This window comes from Ruegeria sp. BG7, assembly GCF_056535685.1.
Genome location: NZ_JBQFIU010000002.1, coordinates 41,763 through 62,285, shown reverse-complemented (window position 1 = coordinate 62,285; position 20,523 = coordinate 41,763). Strand labels below are relative to the sequence as shown.

Genomic DNA, 20,523 nt, shown 5'->3' with positions numbered 1-20,523 from the left:
TCTTGGGATCGTGACCTACGGAATTTCACGCACATTTATTGCGGTTGCGGCTGCAATGTTTTTTGCAGGCGCGGCCACCGCGCAAGACGGTAAGACACGCGCGCCAGCGACGGGTCTTGCCATTCTCGATTGCGCTCCTGCAAAGCCCGCGCCAGAAGACAGTTGCCTGGTGCGCGTCCCTTCGGGCAACGAACGGGGTGGCATGAGCTTTCGGTCGTTGGGCGACAGCCAAGCCGATTTTGAGTTCGTGAAAGACGTTGATGAAATCCCCGGAAACCTGACTCTGTCCGCCACGATGGTTCTGATTGACCTGTCGGTCGGGGATCGCAGCGGTCGCGTACGTAGTTGGACCCGAGAGCGCGACCTCATTTCACGCGTGGTAGCCAACCTGCCACCGGATGAGAAAGTGGCGATCTACGGCTTTGGCAACGATATTGTCGAGCTTTCGCCGTTCTCCACCAGTCGGTCTCGGGCCGAAGACGTAATCGATGGGCTGGAAATCAAAGAACAGAACACGCGTTTGGTGGCGAATTCCACGCGGGCGATAGAACTGCTGAGCGAGCAGGACGATGTTCTTCTAAAGAACCTGATCCTGATCACTGATGGCGACGAAGAAGGGCTGGCCACGGTCGAAGAAATTTCGGAAGCGGCGGAAAAGGCTGGCGTGTCGGTCTCTGCTTTGGGGATGTTCTGGCGCGCGCAAGGCAATGCGCGCACCACCCGCGGCATAGATGTTTTGAAACGCCTGACCGACCCACAAAACGGGTTGATGGAAGAAGTTTTCCTGCAGAACCAGCAGACGGCAAACACTGTTGTTTCCAGTTTTATCCGCAGCTACGGAAACGCTGTCAAAGGCTCTGGGCTGATTGTGCCGGTTGGTGATCCGGCCCCGGCACGGATCACAATCGACATGATTGAACCGGTGGTTGGGCAGCCTGGTCAAACCCAGACCAAAAGCTACTCAGCTGAATTCCAGCCCGTAAACGTTGCAGCGGTAGAACCGGAGGAACCAGCCGAGCCCGCTGAGGAAGAACCGCTGATTTTTGGCCTGCCTGCGCTTTATGTCTATATTGGCGCTGGTGTTATTGCCCTGCTGGCCCTTTTGCTGGCGGTTTTGCTTATGCGCCGGGGTGGCACCGAAGAAGAGGATGATCTGGACGATCTTGGTCCAGATGATCTGCAGGATGTAACGGAAATGCCCGCGCAAGACAGCGCACCGACCGCAGCATATGCTCCACCTCCGGTAGCTTATCTGGTGCGTGTCGATAACGGGCATCGCTTCCCGGTTCCGGCAGGCCGTTCGACGCTGGGGCGCAGCAGCACTAACGCAGTGGTCATCCCTGACGGTGGCGTGTCGCGTGTCCATGCCGAGCTGAGCGGAACTCAGGACGGGCGGTTTACGCTCAGCGATCTGGACAGTCTGAACGGCACGCTTGTGAATGACCGCAAAATCAAAGGCGCGCAGAAGATTAATGTAGGTGACACTGTGGGCCTTGGGTCCGTACGCCTGAAACTGGTCCGGGCATAGGCCGCGGGATCAACTGAACAGGAAAGGTGAAAACAATGGGAAATGACAACAAAACCAGCTGGCTGTTCGACAAGGACGAAGAAGAGCTGAGCGACGTGGATTTCGGCTCGGATGAAGGGTTTACCGAGAGCATTTCTCCGTCTGACAACGAACCGACACACGCGATTGGCGGGTCGTCGTTCAGCGAAGCTCCAACCGAATACGTCGAATCCGAGAAAACTCAGATTTATCATGGCGGGATGTCCAAAGAGTTTTCGGGAAAGGCCGAGTTCGATCCTATGGTCGATCCCATCACCGGATGGCTGGTCGTAGTCAAAGGTCCGGGCCTTGGCCAATCGGTCAATCTGGGCTCTGGCATGAACACTTTGGGCCGGGATGGTGATGAGCGTGTGGCCCTGGATTTCGGCGACAAGATGATTTCCGGCAAGGACCATCTGCGGGTTATCTTCGATGACGCAAACCGAGTGTTCTTTGCGGCGCCGGGGACCGGGCGGAACATCAGCCGGATCAACGGCCAGATCGTGGCAACGACCATGCCGCTGGAGAATTACGCGCTGATCGAGTTGTCGAAACAGACGCATGTGCGCTTTGTGGCCTTCTGTAACGAGGATTTTGACTGGTCTGAACTGGCCGAAAGCTCTGACGACTGATCCAGATGACAATCATCAGCGGCAAACAGAGCCTGGGTCAGCGAGAGAACCAGGAAGACGCGTTCGACATCGTTTTTCAAAACGAGCGCGACCCAAAATCCGATATCCTCATGCTGGTCGCCGATGGAATGGGCGGCCATGCCGGGGGCGAGGTGGCGGCAAATCTGGCGCTGTCGGTCTTTAAATCTCATTTCATCGAAGGCTCGGTCGCACCGCGCCCGCGTGAACGGTTGCAGGATTCGTTGACCGCAGCGAATGAAGCACTGCGTCAGAAGATCGCCAGCCAGCCCGACCTAAAGGGTATGGGTTGCACACTGATTGCTGCACTCAAACTGGGGGATCGTCTGGTTTGGGTTTCCGTGGGCGACAGCAGTCTGTTTCTGCTACGCGACGGGAGGTTGAAAAAGCTGAACGCAGATCATTCGCTTTATGGCGAATTGCTGCAAATGGTGGCCGCAGGCCAGATCACGCAAGAAGAGGCGGACAATCATCCACGCCGCAACGCGCTGCGGTCTGCGCTCATGGGCGATCGGATCTCGTTGACGGACGTCAATGCAATAAGCCTCAAGCCCGGCGACGTGGTATTGGCGTGTTCGGACGGGCTGGACACATTGCCCCAAGCCGAAATCGCTAGCGTTCTGCAAAACGGCAAAAGCAGAGATATGCGTGGCGTTGCCTCGGACTTGCTGAACGCGGTCGAAGCGAAAGGTAAGCCAAAGCAGGATAATACAACGGTTGTTGTTTATGCCCATGTTCAAGATGGCATGAGCAGTATGCTTCGCGGCAGCCAATGGGCTTTCAACGGTGCAGAAAACAATAAGAAAACGTTGAAATATGCTGCAATTGGCCTTGGCGCTTTGGCGATTGGGGCCGCTGTTGGCGCGCTCACCTTCAAAGGCGAAGAAGTGGCCGAGACCGAGCCTGATCCCGCGCAAGAGACGGCGGCACCGTCTCAGGAAGAGCGTAGCATAGGCGATCGTTCGGTTACGACCGATCCGGAACCGTCAGATGACACATCGGATGGGGAACAGATCGCGCCGTCTGACGAGGCTGACACTCAGGTGCCTGAAGTTGAGCCGGATGCAACCGATGAAAGTGATACGGATGAAAGCAGTGCACCAGCTGAATCATCTGAAGCCGCCGAGGATCAAACCCCGGACGAAGTGACCAATCAGGACGAGCAACCGTCCTTAGGTGCAATAGATCAGGAGTAGCCCCGCCCGTGTCCGTTCACTTGCCAAAGGGAGAAACCTTTGCCGGCTACGTCCTGGGGGACGTGCTGGGGCAAGGGGGCTTTGGCATTACCTATCAGTCGCGCAATCGGGAAACCGGTGAAAGGTTCGCGATCAAGGAGTATTTTCCGGCAGATTATGCGAACCGAGGGCCCAACAATGCAGTTGCTCCGACGTCAGAGGGGCGGCAGCTGTTTCACATGGGGCTGGAGGCGTTTCTGCAGGAGGCCAATTTGCTGCGTGATCTGCCACAGCAGCAGGGCCTGATGCGCGTGCGCGCCGCTTTCCGCAAACACGGTACAGCCTATTGTGTGATGGAATACATCCATGGCGACCCGCTGGACCGGATGATGGCGCGTATGATCGATGCACGCGGATCGGTGCCGCAGGAACTGGTAAAGACTTTTCTGCGGTCTATGCTCGGGGCTTTGGATGCAGTGCACAAGGTGGGTGTTGTGCATCGGGATATGAAGCCAGCAAATGTCATGATCCGAAAAGATGGTCAGCCTATCCTGATCGACTTTGGGGCCGCGCGTTTAATGGGAAAATCCAGCGGGCTGGCGTCAATGTTCACGCGGAAATACGCAGCGATTGAACAGTTCCCCCCCGAAAAGACGGGTTTGGCTGGCGGCGTACATGAAGGACCGTGGAGCGATCTATTCGCATTGTCAGTGATCCTGTACGAAATGGTATCCCAAAGTTTGCCGCCCAATGCGGAAGAGCGTTGGCAAGACGTGCGCTCTTCCGGGCGTGACCCGTATGTTCCCGTGCGTCAAAATCTGGTCCGCAACAGGGTACAGGATACGTATGATGACGCCCTGCTGAACGCGATTGACTTGGGGTGCAAGCTTTTACCGCGTGATCGCATTCGAACCGCGCGTGACTATGCAAGGGTCGCAGAGATTGATCTGGACGTGCCCCAGATCAAATCGCAACAGCTGGAGCCTAACGTCACACGAAAACCGGAGATGCGCAAAACCCGGCAAAAGCGTGGCCGGTCGGGTGGGCACAAGGCGTCTTTGCTAGTGTTGTTTTTCATTCTGGTCGTTGCTCTGGCCGTGATTGCTTATGGAACCTTGATGTGAATGTAATGATTGTTCTTCGAGTTTTTGTGTATTCCGTTCTGTGTTCGGTATGCTTTGGAGCCTCGTCCGCTTGGTCCCAAATCCAATCAGAAGTGGTTGCTGTGGCCGATGCTGCTGTTGGTCGTGTGGTTGTCCAATATGACGGCGGATGGGGCACCGGCTCGGGGTTTGTTCTTGCGCCATTGCAAGGCGAAGACGGGTATTTCTTTTTAACCAACCACCATGTCATCGACGGCGGCACGGGGGCCTTTGTTGGGTTCAAAGAAGGAAACCGGATCTACAAATACGACGTTCAGGTAGCCTATGCATCGTTCGAAAAGGACATGGCGATCTTGAAAATCACGCCGCAGGAAAGCTTTGGGCACACGCCAAACATTCTGGCAGTGCGTGTCGGCACCATCAACAAAGGCGAACAGGTCGCTGCCGTTGGGTTTCCGGGCACGTCGGACGTGTCGAATGACAGCGGCAACGAATTGGCGTTTTTCGAAACCACGCTGACGCAAGGAGCTGTCAGTAAAGTGTCGCCAGGCAAAACGCAGCGCAATCGTGGCACGCAAGAGATTGTGCAGCATACCGCGGCGATCAACCCCGGCAACTCGGGCGGGCCGATGATCGATTTCTGTGGCTCGGTTCTGGGGATCAACACGGCTGGAGTGGTGTTGAATTCCGATGGTGAGACACCAGCCAACGGTACCTTCTTTGCGCCGTCTGCCAACTCCATCGTTGGGTTTTTGCAAGACAGTAACGTACCTTTCACGCGCCATAAGGCTGGCTGTGATCCTGACAATCCGACTATTGTGTCGGGCGGCGGGGGATCGGACAGCACTCTTTTAATCATTCTCTCGGTGCTGTGCGGCGGCGGCGCTTTGGTGATCGGCGGAATGTATTTGGTAGCTTCGAGAAAGCGGGACGATGCCGAAGACACGCCCAACCGTGGTGCCGCTGTCGTCAAGCCAAGCGGGCGTTCCATTCTGGCAGTCACAATGGCCGGACAATCCGCGCAGTTCAGTGCGGGACAACTGCAATCCAGTGTGACCATAGGTCGGGCGAGTGAAAACACGCTGACAGTCACCGACCGCAACCTAAGCCGTCGTCATGCAAGTCTTTCGTTGCAGGGGCGCAAGATGATGCTGACGGATCTGGGATCGTCCAACGGCACCAAGGTCGATGGGCGTCGGCTGAAACCAAATGAGCCGGTGCAAATTAACACGAAGTCCAAGGTCGAATTGGGAGGGATCGCTCTTGTCCTCAAACGACCCTGACACCGTTTTGTCGATCCGAAACCTTGGCATCGAACGGGCGCCGGGGTTCTTTGTTGTGATCGAAGAGCTGGATTTGAAAGCGGGCGAGACCATCGTCTTGGATGCAGTCAGTGGTGCCGGCAAAAGCACGGCCTTGGGTTTGATCGCCGGGGCGTTACCGTTGGTGGATTTGCCGGACATGCGGCATGAAATCGCCGGTGTGCAGGTCGCGCCTGACACGCCGCGTGCTGCATTTGCCGGACCGGACCGGCTTGGCTTTGTTTTGCAAACCAATACCTTGGTTCCATATCTGAACTTGCTGGAAAACATCGAACTTCCCGTACGGGTGGCCGGGCAGGCACCGGATGCCGAGTGGCAGGATCACCTGATCCGGGCACTGGGGCTGGGCGATTACAAAGCACGCAAACCCGGTCAGTTATCGGTTGGTCAGCGACAGCGCGTGTCGGTTGCGCGGGCTTTGCTGGGTCGACCCGCGCTATTGTTGTTGGATGAACCGGTCTCAGCGCTGGACCCAGCTAATGTGGCCGAGGTCGAGGGGCTGATCGTACATCTGGCGGCCGAGGCTGGATCAGCCGTTGTTTTGGCCAGCCATCAGGCCCAGACCGGGGACTTCGCAAACGCACCCCGCGCGGACCACCGGCTGATTGACCATCAGGGCCAATCCTATTCCATCTTTTCTACGGCAGGCCGCGTCGCGGCGCGGGTGGCGTGATGCTGAAGATTCCTGCGAAACTGGCTCTACGGGAACTGCGGCATGATTGGCAGTCGGCCCTGTGCTTCGTGGCCGCCTTGGCAGGTGTGCTTGGCCCGTTGTTGATCATTCTGGCCCTGAAGAACGGTGTCATTGGCACCATGGTCGGGCGCTTGATCGAGGATCCTTCAAATCGTGAAATCCTGGCGATCGGGGCAGGGCAGCATGATGCAGCTTTCTTTGCCGCCTTGGGGGCGCGTCAAGACGTTGGGTTTATTGTGCCTGCGACCCGCTCGATCAACACGTCTGCCAATGCTGTGCGAAATGAAGCGCAGCGAAAATTGGAACGGGCAGTTCCTCTGATCCCGACAGCTGCCGGGGATCCTTTGATTGACGGTGAAGCTGTTTCGCCGGGCACTGTCTGGGTTTCCGACAAGCTGGCCCAGGACCTGTCGGTGACGGCAGGGGACACTTTGGACATGATCATTGGTCGCGAAGTTGACGGGCAACGCGAGAATGCGCGGCGGGATCTGACGGTCATCGGTGTCGTTCCGGCAGAAATCTGGCCTCGTTCAGCGATTTTTCTGTCTGTGCCCGATCTGTTGGCCGTTGAAAGGTTCCGGGACGACCTATCGGTGACACCGGGGAACTGGACGGATCCGGTGTCAGATCCTGACAGCTATGCGAGTTATCGCCTTTATGCCCGAACGTTAGAGGACATCGGGACTTTGTCAGCGCATCTTACCGATCTTGGCTTACAAACGCGTCCGCGGGCCGAAAACGCGGCACTTTTGTTGTCGTTCCGCCGGAATTTGAACCTCCTCTTCACGGCAATTGCCGCCTTGGCGATGTTTGGGTTCTGGGCCGCAATGTCGGCCAACCTTCGTGGTATGGTCGAACGTCAACGGGTGATTTTCAGTCTGTTCTCAATGCTGACCATGCCAGACCGTCAACGCTGTGTTGTTCCGGTTGTCCAAAGTTTGACACTGGTTCTGGGGGGTGTTGTCGCGACCCTGGTCCTTATCCTTCCGTTTCTTTTGGCCATCAACGCCACGTTCGAAACCGCGCCCGGAGAATCCGTTGCGCGCCTGTATCCCGGCGACATTCTGGCAACGCTGGTTTTGGGTGCTGTGACCGCTGTGACTGCAGCGATCTGGGCCGTGTTTGCCGTTCGCAATGTCGAACCACAGGAGGTTCTGACCCATGCTTAAACCGTGTTTTTCCAAAGTGGCTGCGTTGACTTGCCTGCTGGGTTTTTCAGCCGCAGCACAGGCGCAGGACATCACCTGGAAGGAAAAGTACTTTAACCCGCAGCCTGCCGAAGGGGACCTGACCCTGCCTATGCCCTGCGGGGGCGCTATGACGTTTCGCAAGGTAGCGACACCAAACACGGATGGGGTGATTGGTGACGTGTCAGTTGTGCTTGGGCAGGAGGGAAGCGATCAGCCCTATTTGAACGGTCTGCGCCGCGCTTTTGTTTCGGGTGCGTTTGCGGATGACGATGGGGTGGCCAAAGGCTATTTCTACATTGCCAAGTACGAGCTTGCGCAAGCGCAGTGGGACGTTGTCATGGTCGGTTGCCCCGACAAAGAACCCCGCCGTCGTGCCTTTGTGCCTGCCGTTGGTCAAACCAAGTTGGACTATCAGCGGTTTGCCGAAATCTACACGCTTTGGCTGATGCAGAATGCGCCGGACAGTTTGCCCCGCGTTGGTGAGACGCGCGCCTATCTGCGGCTTCCGACCGAAGAAGAATGGGAGTATTCGGCGCGCGGCGGTTTGGCCGTGGATCAGGCGCTGTTTCGCGCGCCGCTGCCGCCCGTCCCCGATGGTACGCCGCAGGATGAGTTCATTGCGCACGGAGGTACCGCCTCGGCTGGCGGTAAATTGCAGGTGATGGGATCGCTGCGCCCAAATCCGTTAGGTTTGCACGACATGTTGGGCAATGCCGCCGAGATTGTCGGTGATCCGTTTGCTCTGGTGCGGCATGGGCGTTTGCACGGTCAGGCAGGCGGGTTTGTGAAGCGAGGAGGGGATGCCCGGACACCGTTGGCGGACATTACCTCATCGACCCGGTTCGAGGTGCCCCCGTTTGATATCTTGTCCAACACGGCCTCTGCCGACAGGTTCACAGGCACGCGTCTGGTGTTGCAAGGCTTGGCGATTACCTCTGCCGATCAGGATCAGGCGCTCAAGGACGGTCTGGACCAGTTGGCGCGCCCTGATGAAGGTTTGGCAGTGGCCGCAAGTGAGCAGGAGGCAATGGACCTGCTGGACGAAATTTCGAGTGAGACACTCTCGGATCGGACCAAAACCCAGTTAGCCGTGATCAAGGACACTCTGAACCGCGGGCGCGTGGAACGCAACGCGCAACGAGATCAGTCGATCCGCCTGATCCTGACCTCGGGCGTGTTGGTGTGTGGGCAAGGTATCCGGCGGTATCTGAATGCGTTGATCTCATCGCTGACCATTCAGCCCGAATTGGACGCGCTTGAAAACGAAGCCCGTCAAAGCGGCGACCAGGCGTTTCTGGAAGAAGTGTTGATCGCGAAAGAAGAAGCCGCTGCAAAACTGGCCGAGCTGGAAGCCAAGGCAAAAGCCGATATTGTTGAGTACGCCAACCTGATTGAAGGTCTGGTCGATCAATATTCGCCTGTTTTGCTGCGTAAGCAGATTGATTTTATCTACCCGACCGAAGCCGAACGGGGCCGCGAGCGTGCGACCTGTCTGGCGATGGTGCAGGACCATATCGGTGCGCGCTCGGTCGCTGGGTATTCGGACTTGGATCAGATTGCAGACGACTTTCAGGCGGTGGCCCTGTCGTTTGTCGAAGAATGAATTGGAAAGGTTGAACGATGCGGGATGTATTAAGCAAATCGCTTGAAGTGTTGGTCTGGATTACAGCCGGACTGTCCATTGTGTTTTTCTGTTTTACGGCCATAGCGATGCTGCGCCTGTCACCGTTTGGTCCAGATACGGCGACTATTATTGCAGCATTTTTGACTGTTGTTTTTGGGATCACCTCGTCTTTGGTGTTTGCTGGCATCTGTTTTCAGATCATGGACATTCGCACCTTCACCAAACACAGCGCCATTAGCCTGAAGAATCGGAGGTAAGGGGGGTCATGGAACACTCGGTACTGGGTCTGAAACCCGGCAGCGTCCTGCAAGACACCTATGAGATCAGATCGCTTTTGGGCGAAGGCGGCATGGGCGCCACTTTCCGAGGGCTGAACCGGGCCAGCGGGCATGAGGTGGCGATCAAGGTGATGACACCCAGCTTCGCCAAGAACCAAAAGGCGGTGGACCTGTTCCGGCGCGAGGCGAACCTGTTGCGGACCGTTCGCAGCGATGCGGTGGTTCGGTTTGAAACCTCGATGCTGGACAAAGATGGCCGCCTGTTTCTGGTGATGGAATTTGTTCCGGGGCACCCGCTGGCACATTACCTCAAGAAAGGCGCCCGGTTGTCATCTGACGATGTTTTGAAACTGGGTTTGCGATTGGCCGAAGGTTTGGAAGCGATTCACAAACTGGGTATCGTGCACCGTGACGTAGCCCCCGATAACGTCATGATTTCGCATGAGGATATCAATCAGGCAAAATTCATCGACTTCGGCCTTGCCTCGGACAGTGTTGGTACGGACAAGTCGATTATTGGTGACAGTTTTGCAGGAAAGCTGCGCTATTGCGCGCCTGAACAATTGGGGTTGTTTGGAAACAAGGTCTCGGCGGCCACAGATGCTTATGCCCTGGGTTTGGTCCTGATGCGAACAGCCGGGTTGGAATTGCCGGGCGAAGGCAAAGGGTTCGCAGCGGTTGAAGACCGCAAAGTGGATGTGAAAATCACTGACCCAAAAGTTGCTCCTGCCCTAAAATCGGTTCTGGAGCATCTGCTGAAAGCCGATCCCAAGGATCGCCCAACTGACCTGCCGGGATTGTTCCATGCCGCGCTCAGTGGAAATACCCCGGCACCTGCACCTGCTGCTGCCGCGCGCAAACCAGCGGCGGCGGAAGAAGCATCTGGTGGTAACAAGCTTCCTTTGATCGCAGCCGGGGTCGTCGGATTGATCGCGATTGCAGGCGGGGCATGGTATTTTCTGTCGGGTGCGGGTGCATCATCTGCAAAGGTCAATGAGTCTGTCGAGATCGCGCAAGAGGCGGTTGCAGCGGACAATCCTTTGACCGCGGCGCGTGATCTACTGGCCGCTGGCGGCGCTCAGAATCTGGATGCGGCTCTTGGGGCGTTAATTGCAATCAGCAACGATCAGGAGATTTCGCAACAGGATCGCGCCTCGGCCAATATTCTTATTGCGGAAATGTATGATCCAAAGACGCACAGCACAGTGACGTCGCCTTTCCCGCGTCCCGATACGTCTGCTGCGCGACGCTATTATCAGCGGGCCGCTGACCTGGGTTCAGACCCGGCACGGGACGCTTTGGATCGATTGGGTGAGTGAGGAGACGGTTAAGATGTTGAGACGGATACTACCCTTGACAGCCCTGCTGGCTGCGTTGGCTGTGCCAGCATTGGCACAGTCTAAATCTCCGCTACCGATCGAAGGCAAAACAAGCCTGTTCCAAAGGGTGCTGATCCGCGAGCGGATCGAAGCTAAACCTGCGCCTGACAGTGACGGCACCGCTGCTGCGTTGTCTCCGCTACAGGTATTTTTTGTATACGACCGCGACGGTGACTGGATGCAGATCGGGGCCAGCGATCAGGGCGACGACCTGATGTGGATCCCGGCAGCGGTATCCATCCCCTGGAACCAGAATATTGTCGCCACGCTGGAGGGCAGCGACAATGTCGGGAGGGTTTTGTTCTTCAATGACATCGACCCGATTTACGACATCATCGAAAGTGAAAATCCGGCTGGTTTGGCCAAGGATGCAAGGGATGAAGCCTTAGCTGCGGAACAAGGCGGGGAACCGTCGGAAACCGTTATCGCGCTTGGTCCGCGAGAAACGATTGATCAGCGGCAGAACCTTTACGTCATGCCGATCCTTTCCACCGAAGAGGCTGTGTTTGACATCGGCCCTTTTGTCAATCTGTTGCAAGTCGCTGTAGCCAGCGCCAACGCGCCGAACACGCCCTTGCCTTCAGATGATGCGGGTGCGGGTGACTTGAAAACGGCAGTGGTTTTTGTTGTGGACACCACGATTTCGATGGAGCCCTACATCCGGGCAACCCGCGATGCCCTGCAAGAGGTTTATCGTGAAGCTGCCGGATCCGCAGCGGCAGACGCCGTCAGCTTTGGGCTGGTGGGTTATCGCGATAGCCTCGAGGCCGCGCCGGGTCTTGGCTATGACGTTCGGACTTTTGTCGACCTTCAGGAAGGGCTGAACGTTGACAATTTCCTGAATGGTATCGACCAGATGCAAGAAGCGGATTCCAGCAGTAAGAACTTTCGCGAAGACAGCTATCGCGGGATCGAGCATGCTCTGGAAGACATGGATTGGAGCGGCTTCGGAGCGCGTTTCATCGTGTTGGTGACGGATGCTGGCCCCCGTGAGTTCGATGATCAATACTCGTCTACAGGTCTCAGCGCGGAAAGTCTGAACAGGATTATCCGTGAACGGATCGGCGGCGCGATGGCGGTTATGCATCTGCGTACTGACCGTGGGGCGAAAGACCATCCATCGGCGGAAGCGGCTTACAAACAGCTGACGGCGTTTCCGAATTCGGCACCGTTATACTTCCCCATCCAAAACGGTGATCCTGAGGTTTACCGGGAAACTGCCCGTACGTTGGGTGCAATCGTTGCTCAGCAAACCTCGTCCTATCGACAGAGCGGCGGTGATGAGATTTTAGACGAAGATGCCATCAGCGATGAGGGCGACGGTCGATTTTCGGGTCTCAGCACGGCAGGTCGCACTATGCAGCTGGCGTATCTGGGCAAAACAGAAGGCGCGCGTGCACCGGATTTGTTCGAAGCTTATGTGGCGGATCGCGACTTTGACCGCACCGGCTTAAAACCGTTGTCGATCCGGTTGCTGATTTCCAAAGCCGATCTGAGCAACCTGGAAGAAGCGCTTCGGATCATCGTAGATCAGGCGGAACGCAACGTGGTCAATCCCGATCAGTTTTTTGCGCAGGTTCTGGGCGTGGCTGCGGATATGAGCCGCAGACCTGATCAGGTGTCGCGGCAGTCGGACCCTAGCCTTGCGGAAGCTGTGGCTTTGGATGAATACCTTGCGGACTTGCCTTATAAATCTCAGATTATGGCCATCACCGAAGACGATTGGGTTCGCCTTCCGATTTCTGAACAACAGACCATCGTCAACGGGCTTTATGACAAGATTGAGCGGTACCGCCGATACAATGAAGCCACCGATCAATGGGTTGATTATCTTGGCGCAGGCCCGCAGGCAGGCAATCTGCTTTACCCGATGCTGTTGGATGATCTGCCATAGCCCCGGGCACTTAGTCCCGGGACATGAGTTTAGAATAAACGGTTGAAGTCGCGGTTATTCCGCGACTTCTGGAGCGGGAGTATGTTTTTTGAACTGTTGATCAAACAGTGTTCGGAAACTACCGCTTTTCTTCATCAACTGATCCAGATTGCCCTGCTCTACGATTGCACCATCCTGAATCACGATGATTTTGTCTGCCTCAAGCACTGTCGACAGACGGTGTGCGATGACAATGACAGTGACGTTCTGCGTCAAGGCATCCAAAGCCTTCTTGACGAGCGATTCCGACTCTGCATCCAACGCACTGGTGGCTTCGTCCAGCAGAAGGATCTCGGCGTTGCGCAATATGGCACGCGCAATGGCGATCCTCTGTTTTTGGCCCCCTGACAGGAAGGTTCCATTTTCACCGACCTGAGTGTCGTATCCGTCAGGCAAATCCATAATGAAATCATGCGCATGGGCTGCTTTGGCGGCTTCAAACACTTCTTCATCGGACGCTTCGGGAGCCGAACAACGCAGATTGTCCATGATTGATGCCGAAAACAGGAATGTGTCCTGGCCTACGTATGAGATCTTTCGGCGCAAGGAGGCAAAGCTAACTTCCCTCAGATCTTGTCCGTCGATCTCAACAACGCCCTTATCAGGATCGTAAAACCGCATGATCAATCCGAACAAGGTGGATTTGCCGCCGCCGGACTGGCCAACAAGGGCCGTTGTCTTACCTGCTTCGAACGAAACGTTCATATCTTCGATCACAGGCACCGCACCTTGATAGCCAAAGGTCACATTGCGCAGGGCAATGTGGCCCGGTCCGGCGTTCAAGTCGTGGGCTTTGGGGCTTTCCACCATCGTGTCTTGCGAATCCAGCAAGCTGAACAACAACCCAACACCCATCATGTTGGTTTCGATCTGGACGCGCATACGTGACAGGCGCTTTGCTGGCTCGTAAGCCATCAGCAAAGCTGTGATAAAGGACATAAGCTGACCGGCGGACGGTTGCTCAGACCCTGCTATGCCCATCGTGCTGACAATCAGCACACCCGCAACGGCAAGACCCGCCAAGAACTCCATCAGCGGACTGGCGATTGCCTGAAGCCTGGCAATGTCGTTCGAACGTTGCTCGACTTTGCGGATGGCGGTTTCCATCCGGTCAATCATTCTGTCTTCAAGCGAAAAGACCTTGATGACTTTGATACCCGCCGAGGTTTCTTGCAGAACGCGGATAATTTCGGCCAGCGATTTGAATTCGGCCTGCATAATCGAGCGAACGCTTTTCAGCAAATAGCGAACCCCCAGCAAGGCAATGGGGCCGACAATAAAGAACATCACTGACAGAACGGGCTGCTGATAGACCATAACAGCCACCAATCCGACCAGAGTCAGGGCGTCGCGGACAAAGCCGGTCACCAATACATCGATCAAACTTCGCGCCGCTTGCGCACCGTTGGTGGTGCGCATCAGCAGATCTGACGACTCATTTGCGCTAAAAAAGGATACGCCATGCCGAAGCAGTTTGCGGTACACCTTTTCCTGTTGCTGAGCTACGATCCGGTTGCCCGCCCGAGCGAGAAAGGTGGCCTGAATATACGAGGCAATCGCCTTTGTGAGGAACAGCAGCACCACCGCCAACGCAATCACCTGCGCCCATCCTCGCAGATCCGGGCTTGTCATGGCATCGACGATGTATTCCATCATGTAGGCCGACCCGGCCGTGGTTACGGCGACCACGATCATCGCTAAAATAGCAATGCCATATAATGGGCCTTGTGCATAAAAGCTTTCGCCTACAAGGCGGCCCATATGACCTGATCGCCATTTTTTCCAGGCGCGCGTTATCATTGCGTTCTCCAAATCGTGAAACGGTGCGCACGTTCAGATACCCTAAATTTTGTCGGGCCAAAAGGGCAGATACCGGGCTGCGTCAGTGCGGCCCATGTTAACTGCCTTTCGTGCGCAGCCGTAGATGGGGATTGCAATGGTATCAAACAAGTGCAATGCGCCAATTTACGCCGATTTCCCTATTTTAGAGCAGAACGAGTTGGACTCGTTGCGAAAAACGAAATGGAAACTGAACCGTTGTCGCGCGACGGTGCCACGTGGTTGTCACGAAACCGGCACCTAGAAGGACTCAGCCCTCTTGCTGCAAGTACGCCATCAGGTTCAATATATCGTCTTCTTTTTTCAAACCGGGAAACTGCATCCGATTGCCGGGCAGAAATGCCTTGGGATCGGCAAGAAACGCAGTCAAACTCTCCGGCGTCCACACAATGTCGGCGTTCTGCAGCGCTTTGGAATACCTGAATCCTTCCACCTGACCTGCGGACTTTCCGAAAACGGCGTGCAGGGACGGACCGACGCCATTACGGCCTTCGTCTAGCTTGTGACAAGCGCTGCATTTGCGAAAAACCTTTTTTCCGGCTTTGGCGTCCCCTGACACTGATGTTGCGCTAACCGCTGTTGGTGTCGTGGTCTGTGCTGCGGCCTGTTTGCCGTCTGAATGAAACACCAGCCGCGCCGTGATGGGTACCGTTCGGGTGATGCCAGGAAGGTTGGCCAGGTCCATCAGTTTGTCGACGCCCGCATTGACACCGGCGTCCTCAGTGTTGAGGAAAACCATGTCATTGGTCGAGACCAATACAGATGTTTCAGACAACCGGGCGACAAACATCTCGGTGTCAAAGGCGACCTCTGTTCCGGCCAGCGTTAGGACTGATGCGGTATCCACCGTTGTTGTTTCTCCGACGGCCAGCCCAGACACCTCGGCCATGTCAAAATCTGCCTTCAGGATTGCGGTGCCTGCTTTGCGAAAGACAAATTCAATCATCCGTTCATTTCGAATGTCGATATTTGTCTCGACCGTTGACAGGTCGATTTCGATTTCTGCACGGCCGTTTTGGGTCACATGCCCGCTGAGTTTGGTGAAGCTGTTAACCTCGCCAACAGAGTTTTTCTTGATGGTTCCGTAAGCCAGATAAGAGTTGTCGCTGTCCAGCGTCCAATTGTCTGCCAGAACAGGCGTTGCAACAATCGTCGACGCAATCGTGACTGCTTTCAACAGAAGTTTCATTTCAATCCTCCAAGGTTTGTGACACTTTTGCCCCGGCGGGCGTGGTCCGTGAGAGACAAACACACACAGGTCGCGATTTATTCGATGAGTGCCGAAATGACTTCTGAACAGGCCGTCCGCGACGCGGTGCAGACGCATTCGAAACGCGTCTGGCGGTTTGCGCTGGCTTTGTCAGGGGCATCGGACGTGGCGGACGATCTTCTGCAGGCCACGTGCCTGCGCGCGCTGGAACGCCATCATCAGGTCACCTCGCACAACCGTCTGGACAGCTGGTTGATGACGATTTGCCGCTCAATCTGGTTGAACGAGGTTCGGTCGCGCTCGGTTCGGCGGGCACAGGCCTTGTCGGTGACGCCAGAAGCTGACCTTGTGGCCAGCGGACCGGATTCAGAAACGAATATTTTCGCGACTGAAGTGTTTACACAAGTGATGCAGCTGCCAGAAGCGCAGCGGGAAACGGTTATGCTTGTATTCGTTGAAGGGTACAGCTACCGCGAAGCCGCTGCCATGCTGGAGGTTCCCATCGGTACGATTATGAGCCGGCTATCGAACGCCCGGCAGAAACTGAAAACCGTAATGCAGCTTGATGCGGCTGACGCCGCGCGACGGAGTGGCAAATGAAGTTTTCCGACGAGACGCTGTTGGCGTATCTGGAAGGCACACTGGACGAGACTCAGAGCCGCGCCATCGAGGCCGCGGTTGAAGAAGATTCTGAATTTGAACGCCGCCTAATGGCGCTGGACCCGTTCGCGCCAGTGATTCAGAAAGTTTTCGAAACACTGCCTGCCGAAGCGCCGAAGATAGAATTACCCGAACCCGTGGAGCAAGCCCCAGGCGGTGGGGTATTGCGCCTTTTTTCTGTGGCTGCGAGCGTCGGAGCTGCGGCCGTTGCCCTGACGTTTTGGGCCACACGTCCGGCAGATTTGGGCTGGGCGCAGCAAGCGGCGATCTATCAGTCGCTTTATGTGCCCGAGACGATTGCCTCTCTGGACAGTTCCGAAGCGTCACTGAACAAGCAATTTGAAATGGCCGAGGCCGAGCTTGGACGGTCTTTGAACCGTGAAACGCTGGAATCCTTGCCAGGTCTGGAGCTTAAGCGGGCGCAGGTTCTGTCTTTCAAAGGCAAGCCTTTGATCCAGGTTGTCTTTGCAGATGAACAGGGTCAGCCATTTGCGTTCTGCATAATTCGTCAGGGACCTGACGCGCCGCCTGCTGAGATCAAGCAAGCGGTGCTGAGCGGTTTGGCGACGGCCACCTGGGCTCAGGACGGCTATGGGTACATGTTGTTGGGAAGTTCTCCGCAGACAGACTTACAAAGTGAGCTGGACGTTCTGACCCGTACTTTTGCAGGTTGATCAGAAACTCTTGCAAAGCCTCTTGTGAACAGTGGCAAATGCCCGAAGAATACCGGCATGAAATCGAAGAAACCCTTACCCCTTCCTGAGGAAGAGGTCGATGATCTCGGCCCGGCCAGTATTTTTGATGGCGATCCGTCTGAGGAAGAAGATCTTTGGTTTCTGCCCCCCGATGAGGTCGAAGAAAAGGATTACTTCCTTCCCGGTCCGCGATCGGATCAACGTTTGCTGTTTGACCCACGCGATTGGCGGGCGGCGCAGTCTGAGTTGTCGTCGGAGCTTGCAGATCTTGCCTTGACCTTCGGTGCGCTGGACGAACGGTTGCGCGCAGGCCCCAAGGGGTGGACGCATCGTTTGGCCCTGATGGAGACGTCTGACTTGGGCTGGTGGACTGGCGATCGCGTCAGTGTTGACCGATTGGCTTTGTGGACCGGTCTGCGCATCGGAGCAACCCATGATGACGTGCAGGCATTGTTCCGCGCCGGATGGGCCGTGCGCCGACTGAGCTCGGGGGCTGCTCCTGCAGAAGGGGGATGGGAAACCGGACTGACTGCATTTCTGGACCGTCTGGCGCAAGGGTCCGATGCAGCCCCGGATGCAATTGTGGATCTGGCAGAAGTTATGCGAGGCGTAGAAGGTTTGCATCCGGTCACGCAATCCGCCATCGCGTTTCATGCTTGGCGCGCGATTGCGCAGGGTGTTGGTCAGGATACAGAAGCTGCAGTGATTGCCGCGCGGCATGCAGCGACCATGGGGCGTGGTGGTGCCGTATTTATGCCGCTTGCATTGTCTGGTCCGGGCGCGTTGCGCGGTGCAGGTGAGCCGACCGAAAAACTCGGGGCCTGGATACGAGGGGCCGGGCAGGCGGCCCTTGCGGGTTTGTTGCATCTCGACCGGGTCAGCGCCTGGGAGGCCAAAGCCCGGGACGTCACGCAAGATCTGAGCGGGCGCACGCCACCGCGCCTGATTGAGGCGCTGACTTCGTGGCCCATGGTGTCAGCCCCTTTGGCCGAAGATTTGACCGAAGCGTCCCGCGCGGCAGTTCAGCGCAATTTCGACTTGTTCAGCCGTCGAGGTTTGGTGCGAGAGGTCACAGGGCAAGGGCGTTATCGCGTCTGGACTGCTGTGCTGTAGTCCAGCAGCCAGTCACGAAACATGCGGGCGGGTGTGCGCATGGTCGTCAGCGATGGGTAGATCAGGTGGTATGCTTCTTGTCCGGCAACTTTAGCCTCCGGCAGACATGGGACGAGACCCGACATTCCCATGATCCGATCCGAAGCAGGCGCGCGGGCAAGGGCGATACCCAACCCGCTTGCTGACAATTCTGCAGCCATGATTGAGTTGTCCGCGAAGAAGTACTGAGCCTGTCCTGCAGGCAAGCGCAGGGTTTCGAACCAATGCGGCCAACTTGCGCGATGTGTTGAGACCTCGATCAGAGTGTAACTAAGCAAGTCTTGCGGGGTTTTGATCTGTGCAGCGATAGCGGGCGGTGCAACAGGATAAAGAACTTCTCGAATTAACTCATCACCTTCGGTGCCAAACAGGGCAGGGTTACCAAAAACAATCTGCAAGTCGGTAAATCGATTGGCAAAATCCGAAACGATGTTTCCGGTGGACAGTGACAGGTTGATATCAGGGTGCCGGGCTTGAAATGCTGAAAGGCCCTTGGCCAGGATTCCATGGGCGAAAAGCAATACAGACTGCACGTAGAGACGCTGCTCTCGCGTTTCGCCAAACAGGCCTGTGGTGGCAGTTTCCAGCATCAACAGGGATTGTTGCACCGATGGCAAATACGCCCGCCCTGCCTCGGTCAGAGTAACGGCATGGGCATGGCGGTGGAACAGAGGGGTGCCCAGCCGGGTTTCCAGCGCTTTAACCTGTTGGCTGACGGCCGCGGCGGACATGTTCAGCTGCACCGCCGCACGGGCAAAGCTTTCGGTTCGCGCGGCCGCTTCGAACACACGTAACCAGTTGAGAGAGGGGATGCGGGATGACATTTTAACAGGCTAAGCAAAACTTATCCTGACCTGCAAGACAAACCATGCTGAGCCTTGCTCAAGACGCGTTAGCGTATTGGCAGCGAACAAAATGAATGAGCCCAGCCATGACCGATCCAGCTCTGCCTCCGCGACCCAAACGCAAAATCTGGAACTTTACACCGCAATTGCCAATTCAGACGTCTCCGTACTGGGATTGGCCGATGAAACCGTTGGCTGCGCTGCGTTACCTTCTGCAAAGCTGGAACCCGTTGGCGCTGCGCGCGCTGCTGCTGGTTTTTGCCATCATCACCTGGAATTACCTGACCCCGTCACTCGTCCGGATCCAGACGTTCAGCTGGGATTGGGTGGCCGAGATCTGGTTTCGGAATTTCTGTATTCTGATGGTGGTTGCAGGTGGCTTGCATCTGGCACTGTGGAAATTCCGCACACAACAGGATGAATACCGCTATGACATGCGCCCGATGATGAAGGGCGCAAAGGTTTTCACCTTCAAGAACCAGGTCTGGGACAACATGTTCTGGACCTTAGGCCCGGCGCTGACCTTCTGGACTTTTTGGGAATGCCTGATCCTGTATTCCTATGCCAATGGTTGGATCACCATGATCACCTTCGACAGCAATCCAATCTGGTTCATCTCGGTTGTGGTTTTTGTTCCGATCTGGGCGGGTTTTCACTTCTACTGGCTACACCGTCTGCTGCATGTCGGCCCGTTCTATACCAAAGTGCACGCTTGGCATCATCGCAACATCAACACCGGTCCATGGTCTGGCCTAGCCATGCACCCTGTCGAAAGCTTCTTTTTGATGTTCGACACGATGATTTTCTTTCTTCTGCCGTCCCATCCAATCCACGCGCTCTTTCTGTTGTTTCATCACGGAATTGGTGCGCCGACCTCTCATGCCGGTTTCGAACACGTTAAATTCGGCAACAAGGCCAAGTTTCAGGTCGGGGACTTTTTCCATCAACTGCACCACAGGTTCTTTGATTGCAACTACGGCACGTGGGAAACGCCTTGGGATGAGTGGTTCAACACGTTCCACGACGGCACAGACGAGGGCAACGAAATGGTCAAAGAACGCAGGCGCAAAATCTGGGCGGGCGAGTAAAGCCGCACTATTCCTTTGTCGAGCCTGAAACGACCCTGCAAAGGACTGGGATTTACATCCAGACCTAGCTTCTCACTCTGCTACGAAGCTTCAGGGTAAGGTGGCAAAGCTGGAATGTTGCGGGCAACGCCTGACAACCA

General features: G+C 56.1%; 18 protein-coding genes. 15 read left to right on the top strand and 3 right to left on the bottom strand.

The window, feature by feature from the left end; genetic code table 11:
- Window positions 1-10 precede the first annotated feature (10 nt).
- The 11 genes from ACR3EH_RS18290 to ACR3EH_RS18240 are packed head-to-tail and all read left to right on the top strand — an operon-like array spanning window position 11 to window position 12,855.
- Complete coding sequence (locus ACR3EH_RS18290; RefSeq protein ID WP_171095064.1) at window positions 11-1,528, top strand: FHA domain-containing protein; 1,518 nt, start codon at window positions 11-13, stop codon at window positions 1,526-1,528.
- Window positions 1,529-1,563: 35 nt separating this feature from the next.
- Window positions 1,564-2,178, top strand: a complete 615-nt coding sequence (locus tag ACR3EH_RS18285; protein ID WP_171095062.1) for an FHA domain-containing protein — start codon at window positions 1,564-1,566, stop codon at window positions 2,176-2,178.
- 5 nt (window positions 2,179-2,183) lie between these two features.
- Complete coding sequence (locus tag ACR3EH_RS18280; RefSeq protein WP_171648107.1) at window positions 2,184-3,392, top strand: protein phosphatase 2C domain-containing protein; 1,209 nt, start codon at window positions 2,184-2,186, stop codon at window positions 3,390-3,392.
- A gap of 8 nt (window positions 3,393-3,400) precedes the next feature.
- Window positions 3,401-4,495 carry a serine/threonine protein kinase gene (locus ACR3EH_RS18275; protein WP_171648109.1) on the top strand — a complete coding sequence of 365 codons (1,095 nt, stop codon included), beginning with the start codon at window positions 3,401-3,403 and terminating at the stop codon, window positions 4,493-4,495.
- 5 nt (window positions 4,496-4,500) lie between these two features.
- Window positions 4,501-5,757: a trypsin-like peptidase domain-containing protein gene (locus tag ACR3EH_RS18270; protein ID WP_171648111.1), complete on the top strand. Its 1,257-nt coding sequence runs from the start codon at window positions 4,501-4,503 to the stop codon at window positions 5,755-5,757.
- Window positions 5,738-6,469 (top strand): ATP-binding cassette domain-containing protein, encoded by a 732-nt coding sequence (locus tag ACR3EH_RS18265; RefSeq protein WP_171187787.1) that lies wholly within the window; start codon window positions 5,738-5,740, stop codon window positions 6,467-6,469. The genes ACR3EH_RS18270 and ACR3EH_RS18265 overlap by 20 nt, the downstream gene beginning before the upstream one ends.
- Window positions 6,469-7,659 (top strand): ABC transporter permease, encoded by a 1,191-nt coding sequence (locus ACR3EH_RS18260; RefSeq protein WP_253746684.1) that lies wholly within the window; start codon window positions 6,469-6,471, stop codon window positions 7,657-7,659. The genes ACR3EH_RS18265 and ACR3EH_RS18260 overlap by 1 nt, the downstream gene beginning before the upstream one ends.
- Complete coding sequence (locus ACR3EH_RS18255; protein WP_171187795.1) at window positions 7,652-9,283, top strand: formylglycine-generating enzyme family protein; 1,632 nt, start codon at window positions 7,652-7,654, stop codon at window positions 9,281-9,283. The genes ACR3EH_RS18260 and ACR3EH_RS18255 overlap by 8 nt, the downstream gene beginning before the upstream one ends.
- Window positions 9,284-9,300: 17 nt before the next feature.
- Window positions 9,301-9,561 (top strand): hypothetical protein, encoded by a 261-nt coding sequence (locus ACR3EH_RS18250; protein ID WP_171187797.1) that lies wholly within the window; start codon window positions 9,301-9,303, stop codon window positions 9,559-9,561.
- An 8-nt stretch (window positions 9,562-9,569) separates the two neighbouring features.
- Complete coding sequence (locus ACR3EH_RS18245; RefSeq protein WP_171187799.1) at window positions 9,570-10,901, top strand: serine/threonine-protein kinase; 1,332 nt, start codon at window positions 9,570-9,572, stop codon at window positions 10,899-10,901.
- A gap of 13 nt (window positions 10,902-10,914) precedes the next feature.
- Window positions 10,915-12,855 (top strand): vWA domain-containing protein, encoded by a 1,941-nt coding sequence (locus ACR3EH_RS18240; protein WP_171187801.1) that lies wholly within the window; start codon window positions 10,915-10,917, stop codon window positions 12,853-12,855.
- Window positions 12,856-12,909: 54 nt separating this feature from the next.
- Here the strand turns inward: ACR3EH_RS18240 and ACR3EH_RS18235 are convergent, their stop codons facing one another.
- Together ACR3EH_RS18235 and ACR3EH_RS18230 are read right to left on the bottom strand one after the other, a co-directional pair.
- Window positions 12,910-14,694 carry an ABC transporter ATP-binding protein gene (locus ACR3EH_RS18235; protein ID WP_171187803.1) on the bottom strand — a complete coding sequence of 595 codons (1,785 nt, stop codon included), beginning with the start codon at window positions 14,692-14,694 and terminating at the stop codon, window positions 12,910-12,912.
- A gap of 289 nt (window positions 14,695-14,983) precedes the next feature.
- Window positions 14,984-15,922, bottom strand: coding sequence for a c-type cytochrome (locus tag ACR3EH_RS18230; RefSeq protein WP_171648113.1), 939 nt, complete (start codon window positions 15,920-15,922; stop codon window positions 14,984-14,986).
- Window positions 15,923-16,018: 96 nt separating this feature from the next.
- Between ACR3EH_RS18230 and ACR3EH_RS18225 the strand changes: the two genes are divergently transcribed.
- Genes ACR3EH_RS18225 through ACR3EH_RS18215 form a run of 3 tightly spaced genes read left to right on the top strand, consistent with a single transcriptional unit; the run spans window position 16,019 to window position 18,411 of the window.
- Window positions 16,019-16,543, top strand: a complete 525-nt coding sequence (locus ACR3EH_RS18225; RefSeq protein ID WP_253284777.1) for an RNA polymerase sigma factor — start codon at window positions 16,019-16,021, stop codon at window positions 16,541-16,543.
- Complete coding sequence (locus ACR3EH_RS18220) at window positions 16,540-17,277, top strand: anti-sigma factor (RefSeq protein WP_171676305.1); 738 nt, start codon at window positions 16,540-16,542, stop codon at window positions 17,275-17,277. The genes ACR3EH_RS18225 and ACR3EH_RS18220 overlap by 4 nt, the downstream gene beginning before the upstream one ends.
- A gap of 57 nt (window positions 17,278-17,334) precedes the next feature.
- Entirely contained in the window at window positions 17,335-18,411 is a 1,077-nt protein-coding gene (locus ACR3EH_RS18215) for a helix-turn-helix domain-containing protein (RefSeq protein WP_171676307.1), read from the top strand.
- On the opposite strand, the gene ACR3EH_RS18210 is transcribed toward ACR3EH_RS18215, so the two are convergent.
- Window positions 18,384-19,274 (bottom strand): LysR family transcriptional regulator, encoded by an 891-nt coding sequence (locus ACR3EH_RS18210; protein ID WP_171676309.1) that lies wholly within the window; start codon window positions 19,272-19,274, stop codon window positions 18,384-18,386. The two genes, ACR3EH_RS18215 and ACR3EH_RS18210, sit on opposite strands and share 28 nt — an antisense overlap.
- A 107-nt stretch (window positions 19,275-19,381) precedes the next feature.
- Between ACR3EH_RS18210 and ACR3EH_RS18205 the strand changes: the two genes are divergently transcribed.
- Window positions 19,382-20,383, top strand: coding sequence for a sterol desaturase family protein (locus ACR3EH_RS18205; RefSeq protein ID WP_171187810.1), 1,002 nt, complete (start codon window positions 19,382-19,384; stop codon window positions 20,381-20,383).
- Window positions 20,384-20,523: the final 140 nt, after the last annotated feature.